This is a genomic window from Dactylosporangium sp. NPDC000521 (assembly GCF_042898305.1).
Lineage (GTDB): Bacteria > Actinomycetota > Actinomycetes > Mycobacteriales > Micromonosporaceae > Dactylosporangium.
On sequence record NZ_JBIAYW010000015.1, the window covers coordinates 31,439 to 47,624 of the forward strand.

General features: G+C 71.1%; 15 protein-coding genes. 1 reads left to right on the top strand and 14 read right to left on the bottom strand.

Features of this window, described 5'->3' with window-relative positions:
- Positions 1-165: 165 nt before the first annotated feature.
- The 14 genes from ACFY3L_RS37700 to ACFY3L_RS37765 form a co-directional block, all read right to left on the bottom strand.
- On the bottom strand, positions 166-996 hold the full coding sequence (locus ACFY3L_RS37700; RefSeq protein ID WP_389335558.1) for a carbon-nitrogen hydrolase family protein: 831 nt from the start codon (positions 994-996) through the stop codon (positions 166-168).
- Positions 993-1,709, bottom strand: coding sequence for an NADPH-dependent F420 reductase (gene npdG, locus ACFY3L_RS37705; RefSeq protein WP_389335561.1), 717 nt, complete (start codon positions 1,707-1,709; stop codon positions 993-995). Before npdG ends, ACFY3L_RS37700 begins: the two co-directional genes overlap by 4 nt.
- Complete coding sequence (locus tag ACFY3L_RS37710) at positions 1,706-2,713, bottom strand: LLM class flavin-dependent oxidoreductase (RefSeq protein ID WP_389335564.1); 1,008 nt, start codon at positions 2,711-2,713, stop codon at positions 1,706-1,708. Before ACFY3L_RS37710 ends, npdG begins: the two co-directional genes overlap by 4 nt.
- 21 nt (positions 2,714-2,734) lie before the next feature.
- Complete coding sequence (hydA, locus tag ACFY3L_RS37715) at positions 2,735-4,153, bottom strand: dihydropyrimidinase (RefSeq protein WP_389335567.1); 1,419 nt, start codon at positions 4,151-4,153, stop codon at positions 2,735-2,737.
- A 31-nt stretch (positions 4,154-4,184) separates the two neighbouring features.
- Positions 4,185-5,552 carry an aminotransferase class III-fold pyridoxal phosphate-dependent enzyme gene (locus tag ACFY3L_RS37720; RefSeq protein ID WP_389335570.1) on the bottom strand — a complete coding sequence of 456 codons (1,368 nt, stop codon included), beginning with the start codon at positions 5,550-5,552 and terminating at the stop codon, positions 4,185-4,187.
- On the bottom strand, positions 5,549-6,112 hold the full coding sequence (locus tag ACFY3L_RS37725) for an amino acid synthesis family protein (protein ID WP_344513343.1): 564 nt from the start codon (positions 6,110-6,112) through the stop codon (positions 5,549-5,551). The genes ACFY3L_RS37720 and ACFY3L_RS37725 overlap by 4 nt, the downstream gene beginning before the upstream one ends.
- Before the next feature lie 90 nt (positions 6,113-6,202).
- Complete coding sequence (locus tag ACFY3L_RS37730) at positions 6,203-7,030, bottom strand: nitrilase family protein (RefSeq protein WP_389335574.1); 828 nt, start codon at positions 7,028-7,030, stop codon at positions 6,203-6,205.
- Entirely contained in the window at positions 7,027-8,511 is a 1,485-nt protein-coding gene (locus ACFY3L_RS37735) for an NAD-dependent succinate-semialdehyde dehydrogenase (RefSeq protein WP_389335577.1), read from the bottom strand. The genes ACFY3L_RS37730 and ACFY3L_RS37735 overlap by 4 nt, the downstream gene beginning before the upstream one ends.
- A gap of 50 nt (positions 8,512-8,561) precedes the next feature.
- A complete protein-coding gene (locus ACFY3L_RS37740; protein WP_389335580.1) occupies positions 8,562-9,353 on the bottom strand; it encodes an IclR family transcriptional regulator in 792 nt (263 codons plus the stop codon).
- A gap of 122 nt (positions 9,354-9,475) precedes the next feature.
- Positions 9,476-10,627, bottom strand: a complete 1,152-nt coding sequence (locus ACFY3L_RS37745; protein ID WP_389335583.1) for an ABC transporter substrate-binding protein — start codon at positions 10,625-10,627, stop codon at positions 9,476-9,478.
- Positions 10,628-10,706: 79 nt separating this feature from the next.
- Positions 10,707-11,516 carry an ABC transporter permease gene (locus tag ACFY3L_RS37750; RefSeq protein ID WP_389335585.1) on the bottom strand — a complete coding sequence of 270 codons (810 nt, stop codon included), beginning with the start codon at positions 11,514-11,516 and terminating at the stop codon, positions 10,707-10,709.
- Positions 11,516-12,307 (bottom strand): ABC transporter ATP-binding protein, encoded by a 792-nt coding sequence (locus ACFY3L_RS37755; RefSeq protein WP_389335588.1) that lies wholly within the window; start codon positions 12,305-12,307, stop codon positions 11,516-11,518. The genes ACFY3L_RS37750 and ACFY3L_RS37755 overlap by 1 nt, the downstream gene beginning before the upstream one ends.
- 101 nt (positions 12,308-12,408) lie before the next feature.
- Positions 12,409-13,257 carry an ABC transporter permease gene (locus ACFY3L_RS37760; RefSeq protein ID WP_389335591.1) on the bottom strand — a complete coding sequence of 283 codons (849 nt, stop codon included), beginning with the start codon at positions 13,255-13,257 and terminating at the stop codon, positions 12,409-12,411.
- Between the two features lie 515 nt (positions 13,258-13,772).
- A complete protein-coding gene (locus tag ACFY3L_RS37765; RefSeq protein ID WP_389335594.1) occupies positions 13,773-15,050 on the bottom strand; it encodes an MFS transporter in 1,278 nt (425 codons plus the stop codon).
- Between the two features lie 56 nt (positions 15,051-15,106).
- Between ACFY3L_RS37765 and ACFY3L_RS37770 the strand changes: the two genes are divergently transcribed.
- The gene (locus ACFY3L_RS37770) at positions 15,107-16,183 is read left to right on the top strand and encodes a LacI family DNA-binding transcriptional regulator (RefSeq protein WP_389335597.1); all 1,077 of its coding nucleotides are present in this window, start codon (positions 15,107-15,109) and stop codon (positions 16,181-16,183) included.
- Positions 16,184-16,186 lie beyond the last annotated feature (3 nt).

Sequence of the window (16,186 nt, forward strand, 5' to 3'; positions counted from 1 at the left end):
CCAGCTCGCCATGGCGGACGGCTTCGCCGGGCAGATCCAGGAGCAGGTCGGCCGCTTCGCCCCATGACGCCGCGAGGCGGACTCAGGGGTGGACTCAGGGGTGGGTGGAACGGCACGGCGCATGCAATGAGGCAACGGCATCGCATGCGCCGCACCGGCTCGGGGTCAGGCCGTCGGGCCCATCTTCGTCAGGCGCGAGTACAGCTCGGGCCGCCGATCCCGCAGGAACGGCCGCTTGCGCCGGGTGCGGTCGATCAGGCTCAGGTCCACCTCCGCGACCGCCAGGCCGTCGGCGCCGTCCGCCGCCTCGGCCAGCACGTCGCCGTCCGGGCCGTAGACGGCGCTGAGGCCGAAGTAGTCTTTGACGCCCTCCTTGCCGACCCGGTTCGAGCAGATCACGAACAGGCCGTTGAACACCGCGTGCGCGCGCAGTTCCAGCTGGAAGACCTCGCGCATCGGGGCGCTGGCCGAGGCGACCGGCACGCACAGCACCGAGCCGCCGCGCAGGGCCACGATCCGGCTGAGCTCCGGGAAGTGGCGCTCGTAGCAGATGATGGTGCCGACGCCGGTCTCGCCGGTGTCGACGACCTCGGGCTCCGAGCCGCCGGGCTGGAAGTAGAACTTCTCCGGGAATCCGTTGGAGAAGGGCAGGTGCGACTTGCGGTACACCGACTTGAGCTCGCCGGCCACGTAGGTGCAGGCCGTGTTGTAGTACACGCCCGGCACATCGGCGGCCTCGAAGATCGACGAGACGATGGTCATGCTGTGCTGCCGCGAGCGCTCGGCGGCCATCTGGTTCGAGGGGCCGTCGATGCGCTCGGCCAGCTCGAAGTAGTCGAGGTCCGGCTCCGGCTGGACGAACGGCACGGCGAAGAGCTCCGGCAGCAGCAGGATCCGGGCGCCCTGGCCGGCGGCGTCGTCGATCAGGTCGGCGGCGCGGCCGATCGTCTCCTTGCGGTCGTTGGAGGCCTGCAGTTGCAGCGCGGCGAGTTTCACGCGGGGACCCTCTCGTGGGAGGCCGGGGTCAGGCCGGTGATGGACACCCCGGAACGGGTCTTGTACCGCTTGTTCACCGAGATGAGCACGGCGGTCAGCGGTTCCAGCTGACGGGCCAGCCGCAGCCGGCCCGCGTCGACGCCCCGGCCGCCGGTCACGTCGGCGGCCAGGCCCATGACGAGCTCCTTGGCCTCGCGGTCGTCGCCGCACACCAGGACGTCCTCGTGGCTCAGGTCCGCGTCCGGGTCGAGCAGCAGCGGGGCCGAGAGGTGGTGGAACGCGCCCACCACGGTGGCGCCGCCGGCCAGGGACGCGGCCTCCTCGGCGGCGCTGCCCGCGGGGACGTCGAGGCCGAACGGGCCCTGCTTGTCGAAGCCCAGCGGGTTGACGCAGCTGATGACGATCTTCCCGGCCAGCTTGCCGGCGAGGGCCTCCAGCAGCTCGGTGTGGCCGTCGTAGGGCACGGCGAGCAGCACGACGGGCGCCGAGGCGGCCGCGTCGAGGTTGGATGCGCCGGTGATGTCCCCGGCCTGGTGCCGCAGCTCCACGGACGCGATCTCGAGCTCGCGGCGCAGCTCCACCGCGGCGGCCTCGGCCTTCTCGGGCGAGCGGGAGCCGAGCACGATGGAGTGTCCGGCGCGAGCCAGGCGGTAGGCCAGGCCGCGGCCCTGGGGACCGGTCCCGCCGATGACGGCGATCGTGGTGACGCTCATGCCTTGGCCGCCTGGGCGAGCCGGGTGAGGGTCTGCTCCTTGTCGCCCAGCGTCGAGATGATCGGGCTGCGGACGCCGGCCTCGTGGTACGACATCAGCTTCCCGAACGCGTCGTCCGTCGAGCCACAGGCGGTCACGTTCTGGACCAGGCTGTTGGGGACGAGCTGCATCGCGCGCTTGATGTCCTCGGGGGTCGCGGGCCAGCCGGCGATCTCCTGGAGCCGGTCGACCAGTTCGCGCTCGACGCCGCAGTGCTCGGCGATGTGGGGCTGCTGGCACAGGTACAGCGTCAGGAAGGCCTTGCAGGCGTCGATGGCCTCCTGCGGGTCGTCGTCGTTGATGCTGCACGAGACGATCTGGGTGAGGTCGATCGACGTCTTGCCGTCGGTGCGCTTGGCCAGGCCGCGCTCGATGGCGGCGTTCGCGCCGACGAGGTACGACGGCGGCAGCAGGAAGTCCATGTGCACGCCGTCGCTGATCTCACCGGCCAGCTCGAGCATCTTCGGGCCCACGGCGCCGATGTAGATCGGGATGTCGACGGGCTTGTTCTCGCGGTACATGCTGTCGAACCGCACGCCGCGCATCTGCACGAAGTCGCCCTCGAAGTCGACGAGCTCGTTGCGGAAGAACGACTGCAGGACGGTGATGTACTCGCGCATCGACGCGATCGGCTTGACGAGGGGCTGCCCGACCTTGGTCGCGAGGGGCTCCCACCAGGCGCCGATGCCCAGGATCGCGCGGCCGGGCGCGACCTCGTCGAGGGTCTTGAAGGTGACCGCCATGAGCGCGGCGTTGCGGCTCTTGTTGTTGACGACGCCGGTGCCGATCTTCACGTTGCGGGTCTTGCTCGCGATGATCGCGGCGGGCACGATGCCGTCGCGGGCGAGGCGCCCCTCGGCGACCCAGACCGACTCGAAGCCGTTCTGGTCGGCGAACTCGGCCTGCCAGTAGGTCTGCTCGAGGCTGAGCCGCTCGCCGACGTGGATGCCAAGAGGAATCTTCATAACGCTCCGTTCAGAATCCGTTCAGAAGAGGTGCGGCGCGCCGCGCTCGGCGAAGGATCCGCGGCCCGCGGCGCCGTCGAAGGAGCCGTCGGCGCCGACCAGGTGGTCGCCGCGGGACAGGACGTGGACCGGCTTGCCGGTCACCCGCATCCCGTCGTAGAGGTTGTAGTCGGTGCGCATGTGGGTGTTCTCGGTGGTGATGACGTGGTCGGCCGTCGGGTCCCACACGACCAGGTCGGCGTCGGCCCCGACGGCGACGATCCCCTTGCGGGGGAACAGGCCGAAGAGCTTGGCCGGCCGGGTCGAGACCAGGTCGACGAACCGGCAGGCGTCGAAGCGCCCGCTCGCCACGCCGCCCTCCCAGAGCACCATGAGCCGGTCCTCGATGCCGGGCACGCCGTTGGGCACCTTGGGGAAGTACCCGGGGCTGCGCAGCTTCTGCGGCGGCAGGTCGTCGGGCTGGTGCAGGCAGAAGCCCGCGTGGTCGGTCGCGACCGTCGCCATCGCGCCGGTGACGAGCGCCTTCCACAGGCCTTCCTGGTTGCTGCGCTCGCGGATCGGCGGGGAGCACAGGTAGGCCGCGGCCTTCTCGCCCAGGCCCTCGTAGTCCTCGTAGGCGACCTGCAGGTACTGCGGGCAGGTCTCCGCCCACACCCGGCGGCCGTCGGCCCGGGCCCGGCTGATCTCATCGGCCGCGGCGGCGCTGGAGACGTGCACGACGTACAGCGGCGCCCCGACGGACTCGGCGAGCACGATCGCGCGGTGCACCGCCTCGGCCTCGGAGTCGTGGCCGTGGGCGGTCGCGTGGAAGTGCTCGGCCGTGTCCCCGCGGTCGATGAGCAGCTGGGTCTCGCGGGCCACCATGTGCCCGTTCTCGGCGTGCACCATCGGCAGCACGCCGAGCTCACGGGCGAGGTCGAAGCCCTCGAGCAGCTCGCCGTCGTCGACCATCTGGGTGCCCGGGTAGGCCATGAAGAACTTCCAGCTGGCCGCCCCCTCCCCGACGAGCCGGCGCAGGTCGTCGAGCACGTCGGGCTGCTGGGCGCGGGGCGGGACGATGGCGTGCAGACCGAAGTCGATGACCGAGCGCTCCTGGGCCGCGTCGCGGCGGCGCAGGTACGTGTCGTACAGCGACCGGTCCGGCTCCTTCTTGACGAAGTCCAGGATCGTCGTGGTGCCACCGTGCGCGGCGGCGACGGTCCCGGTGTGGAAGTCGTCGGCCGTCCTGGTGGTGAACCCGTCGATCGGGTACTCCAGGTGCGTGTGCGCGTCGATCCCGCCCGGGATGACGAGCATGCCGGTCGCGTCGATCACCTCGTCGGCGATCCAGTCCGAACCGATACCGAGCGCGACGATCCGCCCGTCGCGCACCAGGACGTCGGCGCGGATCGCCGAGTCGGCGTTGACGACGGTACCGCCGCGAATCAGTGTCGATCCCATGTCACTCCCCTGTCACTGCCCTGTGTCGCGTTCAGCCCTGGTAGTGCTCGTCGGCGAGGGCGAGGACCTCGTCGAGCACGCCGAGGGCCAGGTCGATCTCGGCGGCGTTGATGACCAGCGGCGGGGTGAGGCGCAGGACGTTGAAGTTGGCGGTGAGGTACACGCCCCGCTCCATCGCGGCCTTGAGCAGCTTGCCGACCGGGGCGGCCGCGGGTCCCTTGGCGTTGAACGGGACGAGCGGCTCCTTGGTCGCGCGGTTCTTCACCAGCTCGACGCCGTAGAAGAGGCCGCGGCCGCGGATGTCGCCGATGCTCGGGTGCCGCTCGGCCAGCTGGGCCAGGCCGGCGCCGAGGCGCTCGCCCATCGCCCGCGAGTTGTCGACGACGCCCTCGTCCTGCATGATCCGCAGCGAGGCCACGCCGGACGCGCACGCGAGGGGGTGACCGGCGTAGGTCATGCCGCCCCAGAACATGTTCGTCCGCAGCCACTCGGAGATCCGCTCGTTCACCGTCATCGCGCCCAGCGGGACGTAGCCCGAGTTCAGGCCCTTGGCGGTGATGAGGATGTCGGGCGTGACGTTCCAGTGGTTGCAGGCGAACCACTCACCCGTGCGGCCGAAGCCGGCCATGACCTCGTCGAAGATCAGGATGATGCCGTACCGGTCGCAGACCTCGCGCAGCGACTGCAGGTACCCGTCCGGCGGGTAGAGCAGGCCGTTGGTCCCGGTGACCGGCTCGACGATGACGGCGGCGACGGTCTCGGGGTTCTCGTACTGCAGGATCTCCTCGAGGTGCGGCCCGCCCGAGCAGACCGGGCACGGGTCGGGGTGCCCGGCCGGGCAGCGGTACGTGTACGGGTCGAGCATCCGCACCACGCCGCTGATGCCCGGCTCCGCGGCCCACCGGCGCGGGTCGCCGGTGAGCGACATCGCGCCGGCGGTGGCGCCGTGGTAGGAGCGGTACCGCGCGACGATCTTGTGCCGGCCGGTCACGTGGCGGGCGAGCCGCACCGCGTTCTCGTTGGCCGCCGCGCCGCCGGTGGTGAAGAAGCTCATCTTCAGGTCGCCGGGGGTCAGGTTCGCGATCATCTCGGCGAGCTCGGCCCGCGAGCGCTCCGCGAAGCCGGGGCCGATGTAGCACAGCTCCTCGGCCTGGGCGCGGATCGCCTCGACGAGGCGGGGGTGCTGGTGGCCCAGGTTCAGGTTGACGAGCTGCGACTGGAAGTCCAGGTACTTGCGGCCGTCGTAGTCCCAGAACCACGAGCCCGAGCCGCCGGCGACGGGGATCGGGTCGAGCGAGCCCTGCACCGACCAGGAGTGGATGACGTACTCCTTGTCGACCGCCTTCACCCGCTCCGCGGTCCAGGCGTCGGTGCCGATCTGGTTCTCGGTGATGGTCATGCGCCGGCCTTGACCTCGGCGCCGAACGTGGCGAGGCGGGCGAGCGGGCGGCCGGCGTTGGCCGCGGCGACGATCACGAAGATCTCGCGGGGCCGCGGGACGTCGGCGACCTGCAGCGTCACCGTCTGGTGGTGCGAGCGGGTCTTCGAGTCCAGCTTGTGCTTGAGCGGGATGTCGATCGGGCTGCCGGTGAGCCCGACCTTCTCGGCCGCCGGGAGCAGCTCGGTGCCGCCGGCCGCGTTGCGGAACATGTTGCCGAACCGCAGGTTGTGAATGAGCGCCGAGCCGTGCTCGAGCTCCCCGTCGATGCCGACGAGCGCCGCCTTGCCGAAGGCCTCGACCTCGTCGCCCAGCAGCTCGACGCAGGCCGGGCCGATGAGGCTGCCGATCTCCTCGCCCAGTTCGTCGGCGAGGGTCACCAGATCCTGCACGTACTCGCTGGGGTACGGGTTCTCGATGACGACCCCGACGAACGCGACGCGGTGGCGGGGCTGCACGTCCTGACCGTTCTCGAGCCAGGTCTCCTCGAGGTGGCGAACGATCTTCCGGACCCTGATCACGATCACTCCTCTGTGGTTCATTGAACGAACCGTCGGTTCAAATACTGTAGACACTGCGGGGGGCTGTCAAGAGCCGTGAGGACTCGAAGCTCAGCTCGAGTAGAGGTCGGTCCGCCGGTCAGCCAGCGGCTGGTTGAACGGGTTCTCCCGGCGCTCCCGGCGGGTGCCGATGAGGTCGACCTCGGCCAGCACCAGCTCTTCGCGGTCGCGGCTCGCGGGCTCGGCCAGCGGCCAGCCGTCGGGGCCCACGAGCACGGACCGCCCGACGAACTCCTGCCCGCGCTCGACGCCGATCCGGCTGATGCCGGCGACGAAGAACTGGTTGCTGTGCGCGCCCGTCATGCACATCAGGTGCGCCATCGCCGGCCCGGTGTCGGGCTGCCCGGGCACGGGCACCCAGTTCGACGGCAGCACGAGAAGATCCGCACCTTGTACGGCCGCGCTGCGGAACGTCTCGGGGAACCAGGCGTCGTAACAGATGCCGACGCCGATGCGCCCCAGCGGGGTGTCGAACACCGGGAAGCCGGCCGTGTTCGGGTCGTAGACGCGTTTCTCGTCGTTCCAGAGGTGGGCCTTGCGGTACGTGCCCAGGTGGCCGTCCGGCCCGAGCACCACCGCGGAGTTGTAGACCCGCTCCCCGTCGAGCTCGGTCACGCCGCCGACGATCCAGATCCCCAGCTCCGCCGCGAGCGCGGCCCAGCCGGTGGTCGTGGGGCCGTCGGGTATCGGCTCCGCGTACTTCGCCGCCTCCGCCCGGTCCTCGAACACGTAGCCGGCCGAGGACGCCTCGGGCAGGACGACGAGCCGGGCCCCCTCGGCCGCGGCCCGCCGCATCCAGGCCGACGAGGCCGCGAGGTTGCCCTCGACGTCACCGAGCACCGGTTCCCACTGGACGCCGGCCAGGACGAAGCCGGTCACCAGTTCGCCCGGACGGCCGTGTACTTGATGTTCAGGTACTCGTCGATGCCGACCCGCCCGCCCTCGCGGCCGAGCCCGGACTGCTTCACCCCGCCGAACGGCGCCGCCGGGTTGGAGATGACGCCCTGGTTGAGCCCGACCATGCCGCTCTCCAGGCGTTCGCTGACGCGCAGGCCGCGGCCCAGGTTCTCGGTGAAGACGTAGGAGGCGAGGCCGTACTCGGAGGCGTTGGCCAGGCCGACCGCCTCGTCCTCGGCGTCGAAGACCACGATCGGGGCCACCGGGCCGAAGATCTCCTCGCGGACCGTCCGGGCATCGCCGGGCACGTCGGCCAGGACCGTCGGGGCGAAGAAGTACCCGTCGCCGTCGACGGCCGCTCCCCCGGTCACGACCCGGGCGCCGGCCGCGGTCGCGTCGGAGACCAGCTCACCGACCGACTTCACGGCGTTGCCGTCGATGAGCGGGCCCACCTCGGTCGCCGGGTCGAGCCCGTGGCCGACGCGCAGGCGGCCCAGGCGCTCGGCCAGGCCGCTGACGAACCGCTCCGCGACGGAGCGCTGGACATAGAAGCGGTTGGCGGCGGTACAGGCCTCGCCGACGTTGCGCATCTTGGCCTGGACGGCCCCCTCGATGGCGAGGTCGAGATCGGCGTCGTCGAAGACCAGGAACGGCGCGTTGCCACCGAGCTCCATGGACGTGCGCAGCACCCGCTGGGCGGCCTGGCCCAGCAGGGTCCGGCCCACCTCGGTCGAGCCGGTGAACGACACCTTGCGCAGCCGCGGGTCGTCCAGCAGCGCCGAGCTGGCCTCGCCCGAGCGGGCCGTGGTGAACACGTTGACCACGCCCCGCGGGACGCCGGCCTCCTCGAGGATCGCCACCAGCGCCAGCATCGACAGCGGGGTCTGCTTGGCCGGCTTCACCACGACCGTGCAGCCGGCCGCGAGCGCCGGACCGATCTTGCGGGTGCCCATCGCCATCGGGAAGTTCCACGGGGTGATGAGCAGGCACGGGCCGACCGGCTGGCGCATGAGCAGCACCCGGGAGCCGCCGGCCGGGGCCGGCAGGTAGCCGCCGTCGATACGGACGGCCTCCTCGGCGAACCAGCGGAAGAACTCCGCCGCGTAGGTGACCTCGGCCTGCGACTCGGCGAAGGCCTTGCCCATCTCCAGGGTCATCAGCCCGGCCAGGTCGTCGCGGCGCTCGACCATCAGCTCGAACGCCCGGCGCAGCACCTCGCCGCGCTCGCGCGGCGCCGTGGCCGCCCAGGTGTGCTGGGCCCGGTCGGCGGCGGCCAGGGCGTCGAGCGCGTCGGCGACGGATGCGTCGGCGACCTCCGCGATCACCGAGCCGGTCGCCGGGTCCTCGACCGCCAGGGCCTTGCCGCCCTGGGCCGCCCGCCACTCGCCGTCGATGTACAGGCCCTTCGGCACCCGGCCGGCCGCCGCCGTCGCCGCGGCCAGCGCCTCGTCAAATGAGGCCATTGCTTCCTCCTCCACCGGCCGGTCGTCCCCGGTCCGGTCCATCGCCGGCGTTACAGCCGGCCCAGCCCACTGGGCAGCTCGATGTCGGTATTGCTGAGCAGCTCGCTGAGTTGCCGGGCGGCCTTCATGACCGACTCCGCCACCTCGTCGATCCGGTCTCGGGTGAGCCGGTAGGTGGGGCCGCCGATCCAGACCGCGTACGGCGTGGTGCCCCTGATTCGCACCGGCGCGGCCACCGAGGCCGCGCCGACCTCGAGCTCGTCGTAGGCGAACGCGAACCCGCGGGCGCGGACCGCGGCCAGCGAGCCCATGAACGAGTCCAGGTCGCCGACCTCCGGCGGGGCGGACGTGGCGAACTCCTCGGCGAAGTCGGCCCGGACCTCTGCCGGGTCGAGCGCGGCCAGCAGCACCTTGCCGGTGGACGTGGCCCACACGGGCTGGGTCCGCGGCACGGGCTTGAGGGTCTGGCCGATGAGCGAGGGCCCCGGCACCTGGGCCACGACCATCACCTTCGGGGCGAGCAGGACGTCGAAGCCCGCCGTCTCCCTGCTCTCCCCCGCCAGGCCGCGCAGGACGTCCCGCATGTGGCCATAGGCGCCGCCACCGTCGAGCAGGCCGCCCACGATGGACAGCAGGCCGAGGGACACGCGGTACCGCCGCGTCACCGGGTCGAGGGTCAGCCAGCTCTCCCGCTCGAGCACGGTCAGCACCCGGTAGCAGGTCGCCTTCGGAATGCCCGCCTCGCGCGCGACCTCGCTGAGGCCGACGCCCTCGGGGTGGGCGGCCACCGCGCGCAGCAGCCAGATGGTGCGCCGGACCAGGCCGGCTTCACCAGATGCCATCGAGTTCCTCCCGTTATCCGCTTGCCATCGTCAGCGGCAATTCTTTCGATGCCATCCTGGCAGGCGCGGCGGGCCACCGGGATGCCGGACGAGGCCGTGACCCCGTCCGGCACCCCGCGCGGCTACTTGCCGCCCTCGGTGATCGTCGGCGTCTCGGGCTTGTAGGAGCTGCCCGCGACGTCCACGCCGGCCGCCTTGAGCTCCTCGCGGGCCTTGTCGGACAGGTCGGTGCGGAACGCGCTGCTGTCCGGCTTGTTCTTGAGCACGCCGCCCTTGATCGCGATGTCGATGGTGGAGTCCCACGACTTCTGGTCCATCGCGCCGATGCCGTTCGGCGACGGCCAGATCAGCTTGTTGACCTCGGTGAGCATCCAGGTCTGGTGACCGGTGCCCAGCGCGCTGCCGTGGTTGAGCACGATGTCGACGCAGCCCTTGAGGTCGTCGCGGCAGGCGGCCCAGCCCTGGTACGACGCCTTGAGGAACTTCACCGCGGTGTCCTGGTTGGCCTGGTCCTTGAGCCAGTCCCCGCGGGCGTAGATGCCGTCCTCGAGGCTGGTGTAGCCGGCGTCCTGCAGGCTGATCGCGGTGAAGTCCGACGGCTGGTACAGCTTGCCGGTCTTCGGGTTCTTAGTCTCCAGCAGCTGGGCGTACTCGTTGTACGTCTTCGCCTGCGCGCTGTCGACCTCGCGCTTGAGCAGCAGCGACATGTCGAACGGCTGCTGGATGATCTGGGTGTCCTTGGTCGGCTCGACGCCCGCGCCGCGCATCGCCGCGTACTGCACCAGCTCGTTGCCGTAGCCCCAGCTGCCGGTCTTCTTGCCCTTGAGGTCGGCGAGGGTCTTGATGCCCGAGTCGGCCCAGGCGACCTGCAGGTACGCGCCGCGCTGGAAGACCTGGCCGATGTTGACGAGGTCGGCGCCCTGCTCGCGGGTCGCCATCGTCTTGGTGACGTGGCTGACCGCGAACTCGGCGTTGCCGGAGGAGAGGACCTGCTGGGGGACGATGTTGACGCCGCCCTCCTGGATGGTCACGTCCAGGCACGCCGCGTCGTAGAAGCCCTTGTCCTTCGCCGCGTAGTAGCCGGCGAACTGGGCCTGGGCGACCCACTGGAGCACGACGCGGACCTTGGTCTTCGACTTGCAGTCCTTGCCGGCGTCGGACGCGGCCTGCGTGCCGCTGTCGGACATGCCGCCACAGCCGGTCGCGAGCAGCGCGGTGGCGGTGAGGGCGCTCAGACCGGCTGCCAACCGGCCCGGCCGTCTACGAAGGAACATTGGTGACTCCAAAGCAGAGAAGAGTTCGGGGGCTTTGAGGGAGGGGGTGTGGCGCCTACGGGTTCTCGTCGTGCGACGCCTACGGGTTCTCGTCGTGCAGCGAGGAGTGCCAGGGCATGAGGAGGCGCTCCAGCAGCGAGACGACGCCGAACATGGCCAGGCCGAGCACGCTCGCCACGAGGATTCCGGCCCAGGCGTAGTCGAACCGGGGCAGCGACGCCTGCGAGGCGATGTAGACGCCGAGTGCGTTGCTCGGGCCGCCGAAGTACTCGGTCACGATCACGCCGATGACGGCGAGGGTGGAGCCGAGCTTCAACGCGTTGAACAGGAAGGGCAGCGCGTTGGGCAGCCGCAGCATCAGCGCCACGTGTCGGGGCTTGGCCGCCAGCGACTGCATGAGCTCCAGGTGCAGGGGTGAGACCTGGAGCAGGCCCCGGGTCGTGTTGACCAGAACAGGGAAGAACACCATCACGGCGGCGACACCGGCCTTGGAGACCAGGCTGGTGACGCCGAACCAGTTGTTGAAGATCGGGGCCAGGGCCACGATCGGGGCGCAGTTGATGATGACGGCCACGGTGAGCACGGGCCCGGACATGCTCGGGAACCGGCTCAGCACCAGCGCCACCACGACGCCCCAGACCACGCCCATGAGCAGGCCGAGCAGGACCGCCTCGACGGTGATCCGGGAGGCCGACATGATCGTGCCGAACTGGCCGGCGAACGCGGACAGGATCGCGGTCGGCGTCGGGAGGATGAACGACGGGACGTCGAACACGATGACGGCGAGCTGCCACGCGCCGAGGATCACCAGGGCGGTGACGACGACCGGCAGGACGCGGCCGAGCTGGGCCCGCAGCCGGGACGGCTGGACGGCCTGGGCGACGGCCATCAGGCGGCCTGCTCGGCGAGCTCGCTGTGCAGGGCGGTGCGGGCCTCGGTCACCTTGGCGAAGAACGCCTCGGTGGTGCGGGTGGCCGAGGTCCTCGGGTACGGCAGGTCCACGTCGATGCTCGCGGCGATCCGGCCCGGGCGGGCCGACATGACGACGATCCGCGAGGACAGGAAGACCGCCTCGGAGATGCTGTGTGTGACGAACACGACCGTGGTCCGGGTGTCGGCCCAGATCCGCAGCAGCTCGCCCTGCAGCCGCTCCCGGTTCATCTCGTCCAGCGCGCCCAGCGGCTCGTCCATGAACAGGATCGCCGGATCGGCGGAGAGCGCGCGGGCGATCGCCACCCGCTGCTGCATGCCGCCGGAGAGCTGCCACGGGAAGTGCTTGGCGAACTCGGAGAGCCGGACGAGCTCCAGCATCTCCTGCGCCTTCGCCCGGCGGGCCTGCTTGTCGGCCCCGGCGACCTGCAGCGGCAGCTCCACGTTGCGCTGGACGCTGCGCCAGTCGAACAGGCCGGCCTGCTGGAAGACCATCCCGTAGTCGCGGTCGGTCCGGGCGGCGCGGGGCGTCTTGCCGTTGAGCGTCACCGTGCCGCTGGTCGGCTCGGTCAGGTCGGCCAGCACGCGCAGCAGGGTGCTCTTGCCGCAGCCGCTCGGGCCGAGCAGCGACACGAACTCGCCGCGCTCGATCGTCAGGTCGATGTCCTGCAACGCGGTCACCGAGCGCTTGCCGCCGCTGTTGAACTCTTTGTTGACTCCGCGGACGGAGATGATGGCGGGCTCAGTCATCTGCTACTCCAGGCACATGTCGAAGGTTCGGTGCGGTCTTGCCACCGCGGACGCCGGGATTCCTGGCGGGAGCCTCGGTCCTCTCGGCTTTTCCGGACTGCTCACGCATGGCGGTGCCGGAGCGCGAACCGCTCGATCAGGCCCAGCAGCTGCACGAAGACGATGCCGGCGACCGCGGACACGAAGACGGCCGCGTAGAGCTTCTCCGGGCCGTTCGAGTAGTAGTAGGCGAAGGTGAGGATCGACCGGCCGATGCCGCGACCAGTACCGGCCGACAGCTCGCCGACGATCGCGCCGACGACGCTCGCCGTCGCGGCCAGCCGGAGCCCGGCGAACACGAACGGCAGTGAGGCCGGCACTCGCAGCCACCACAGCACCTGGCGGCGCTTGGCACCGACGCTGTGCATGAGCTCCAGGTGCACTTTCTGCGGCGACTTCAGGCCGCGCAGGGTGTTGATCGTGACCGGGAAGAACGCCAGGTAGGCGGCGATGCCGGTCACGGCGATCCACGGCGGGGCGCCGGCCTTGCCGCCCCAGATCACGATCATCGGGGCGATCGCCACCAGCGGCACCGTCTGCGAGGCCACCAGCCACGGCATCAGGCCCTTGCTGATCGGGACCACGTTGAGGAACACGATCGCGAGCAGCAGGCCGAGCACGGAGCCGGCGACGAGGCCGTAGAGGGCCTCGCGCAGGGTCACCGTGGTCTCGCCGATCAGGTACGCACCCAGGGACATCGAGTCGCCGCGCCGGGCCGGCTCGATCAGCGAGCGCAGGATCGTCGAGAGGTGGGGCATCGACAGGTCGTCGGTGGCCACCGGGAAGCCGATCCTGGTTCCGGGGATGACGTCGCCGACCGCCTGGCCCAGCGCCTTGTACCCCTCCCAGAGCCCGGCGAGCAGCGCGACGACGCCGATCGAGCCGACGGTGTTGATGACGTGTTTCTTCACGTTAGGTCCGCGAAGGGACCGGCCCTGCGCCAGCTGCTGCCGTCCGCCCTGGGCGCGCCCCGTCTCGGCCGACGTCGGCGGCGGAACGATCTTTGTCGCGGTCATGTGCAGGCACTCTCCGAAACCTCTCGGGAGCCGTCGTCCGGCGGTCGTGTTTCACTCAGTGAACCGTTGGATCGGATCACTCAGTGAACTGGTGGTTCACGATAGAGCCGTGACTCACGCCACGTCAATGCATCCGGCAACGCGGATCTCAAGCATTCCGGCGGACCTTTCTACCGCTGGTGACCTGCGAGTTTCCGCCTGTTGCGGGCATGTTTCGCGTCGGCCGTTCGGCTGGGCCGGGGATCGGCCGAGGGGGTGCCATTCTTCGCCCGGGGTACCTGTGTGCCGTTGAGGCCGGCGTGACGGCACCGCGGGCGGGCCGACGGTGCGCCGCGGGGCGGCCTGGCCGGCAGGGCGGCGGCACGGGCCGGCGGCGCGCGGCTGCCGGTCCTGCCGAAGAGCGAGCGGTCCTAGCGATCGGTGTGCGCTCTTCTCGCGGCCCAGGTGCTGATCGGCGCCGCTGCCAGGGTGAAGACCAAAGCCAGTACGGCCACGCCGAGCAGCGCGCCGCGCAGGTCGCTGCTCTCGGCCAGCAGACCTACGTAGGCCGGGCCGAGCAGGAAGCCCAGGTAGGCGGTGGCGGCGACGGTGGAGGTGGCCCGGCCGTGCCGAGCGGGGTCGGCGCCTCGCAGGCTGCGGCCGAGCAAGGTGGGGAACAACGTCGCGGTGCCCAGGGCGGCCAGCACCAGCCCGGCCAGGGCAAGGGCGACCGAAGGGGCGGTGGCCAGCACCGCGCTGCCCGCGGTGGCCAACGCGCCTCCACCGAGCAACATCGCGGTGGGGTGGCTGCGTGACAGCGGCGCCAGGCTCAGGCGCGCCAGCGCGGCGGTGGCGGCGAAAGTCGCCGGGGCCGCGGCCGCCAGCTGGGGTGAGGCGCTGAAGACGTCGGTGAGCATCACCGCTCCCCAGCTCTGGTGGGCGTTCTCGATGGCGTAGGCCAGGGCAGCCACCAGTCCCACGACGAACAGGGGTGAGGCCGGGCTGATCCGGCGCAGCAGGCCCGTGAGCCTGCGTGCGCCACGGGGCGCGGCCGCGCCGGAGCCTGCCGGTGCCCCGCGCTCCTGACGGGTACTGGCATCGCCCTGGTGAGCCGGAATCCGCAGCGACGTGCCGGTCAGCTGGGCAGCCGCTGCCAGAGCGCACATCACCGCCGCGACCACGGCGAAGGCCACCAGCAGTGACAGCCCCGCACCCAGCAGCGCTCCGGTGGACAGGCTGGCGATGACCACGCCCACGGAGAACAGTCCGTGGGATCGGGTGAGCAGAGGCTTGGCGGTGGCGTGCTCTGCGCGGCCAGCCAGGGTGTTGATGGCCACGTCCGCGGCACCGGACGCGGCGCCGACCACGGGCATTCCGATGATCAGCAGCACCACCCCGTCGGCGCCGGCAGAGATGAGGAGGCCAGCACCGGCCAGTGCCGCCAGCAGCCATGACGCCACGCGGAGCCCGTAGCGGTCCACCGCACGTCCGGTGAGGGCCATCGCCGGCAGCGCCCCCAGGCCGATGAAGAGCAAGGCGGTGCCCAGCTGACCCTCGCTGACCCCGGCCTGGGTGCGCAGTGCGGGAAGGGCAGCTCCCCAGGCGCCCCAGAAGATCCCGAACGCGGCGAACGCCGCGTAGGGCGCGTAGGCGGCACGGGCCCGGAGGGCGAGTGGACGGGGCGAGGAGACGGCCGTGTCTTGACCCATGCTTCGTAACGTTACACAAGACTTCGTAACGTTACACAAACAGATATGATGTCGTTGTGCCCACACCTGCGCGTCGACGTCCCACCGTCAAAGACGTCGCCAAGCAGGCGGGGGTCGCGCCGATGACGGTCTCCTACACCTTCAACCACCCCGCGCGGGTCGCCGAGGCCACTCGGACCCGGGTGCTGGAGGCCGCGGCCCGGCTGGGCTACCGCCCCGACAGCACCGCCCGGGCCCTGCGCTCAGGGCGCGCCAAGCAGCTGGGGGTGGTGGTCGGGGAGCACCTGTCCTACCTCTTCGACAACCCGCAGGCGGCGCAGTTCCTGGCCGGGATCACCGACGTCTGCGTCAGCGAGGACCTGGGAGTGGTGCTGATTCCCACCCGAGGGGATGCCTCCGACGTCGACCGGGTGCTGACAGCGGCGGTGGACGGCTACGTGCTGTGGACCACCGTCGCCGATGACCCGGTGCTGGCCGCCGTCGCGAGCAGCGGGCGACCCGCTGCTATCCAAGGCGGTCCTGCCCACCCGGGGCTGGTGTGCATCGGGCCCGATGACCGCGCGGCGGCGGCAGCGGTCGCGGCGGCCACGCCGCTGGCTGAAGCGACCCCCGTCATCATCAGCTTCCCCCTGGACCGGCGCCGCGCCGGCGGCGTCCTACGCGGCCACGACCTGCCCCCCGACCTGATGGACCTGCGGGCGGTCCCCTTTCCCGTCACCGGGGCCCGTCTGGCCGGCTACCGCGATGCACTGACCGAGGCCGGTCACGACTGGGGCGACGTGCGGATCGCCGTGGTGGAGCGCAATCAGCGCGAACTGGGTGAGGCCGCCGCCGCAGCGCTGCTCGAGACGCTGGAGGGCTCCGGCCCCGTGGTGATACTGGCGATGAGCGATGAACTGGCGCTGGGGGCCCGCTCGACGGTGGGCCGCACGCAGCGGGAGGTGACGCTCACCGGGTGGGACGGCTCGCGAGAGGCCACCACCTCGGGAGTTTGGTCGGTGGCGGCCTCGTTGCGCGAGCAGGGCCGTACGTGTGCACGAGCGGCCCTGTCGGGCGAGCTCGATCGACACCAGGTGCCATGGACCGTGGTCGCGCCCGACGGACGGCCGGTCACCGACCGGTACGTGCTGTGAAGC

Excerpts from the sequence above, each read along its gene's own strand:
- npdG (WP_389335561.1), bottom strand. The coding sequence starts at position 1,709 with ATGAGCGTCACCACGATCGCCGTCATCGGCGGGACCGGTCCCCAGGGC.
- ACFY3L_RS37710 (WP_389335564.1), bottom strand. The coding sequence starts at position 2,713 with ATGAAGATTCCTCTTGGCATCCACGTCGGCGAGCGGCTCAGCCTCGAG.
- hydA (WP_389335567.1), bottom strand. The coding sequence starts at position 4,153 with ATGGGATCGACACTGATTCGCGGCGGTACCGTCGTCAACGCCGACTCG.
- ACFY3L_RS37720 (WP_389335570.1), bottom strand. The coding sequence starts at position 5,552 with ATGACCATCACCGAGAACCAGATCGGCACCGACGCCTGGACCGCGGAG.
- ACFY3L_RS37735 (WP_389335577.1), bottom strand. The coding sequence starts at position 8,511 with ATGGCCTCATTTGACGAGGCGCTGGCCGCGGCGACGGCGGCGGCCGGC.
- ACFY3L_RS37740 (WP_389335580.1), bottom strand. The coding sequence starts at position 9,353 with ATGGCATCTGGTGAAGCCGGCCTGGTCCGGCGCACCATCTGGCTGCTG.
- ACFY3L_RS37745 (WP_389335583.1), bottom strand. The coding sequence starts at position 10,627 with ATGTTCCTTCGTAGACGGCCGGGCCGGTTGGCAGCCGGTCTGAGCGCC.
- ACFY3L_RS37750 (WP_389335585.1), bottom strand. The coding sequence starts at position 11,516 with ATGGCCGTCGCCCAGGCCGTCCAGCCGTCCCGGCTGCGGGCCCAGCTC.
- ACFY3L_RS37755 (WP_389335588.1), bottom strand. The coding sequence starts at position 12,307 with ATGACTGAGCCCGCCATCATCTCCGTCCGCGGAGTCAACAAAGAGTTC.
- ACFY3L_RS37765 (WP_389335594.1), bottom strand. The coding sequence starts at position 15,050 with ATGGGTCAAGACACGGCCGTCTCCTCGCCCCGTCCACTCGCCCTCCGG.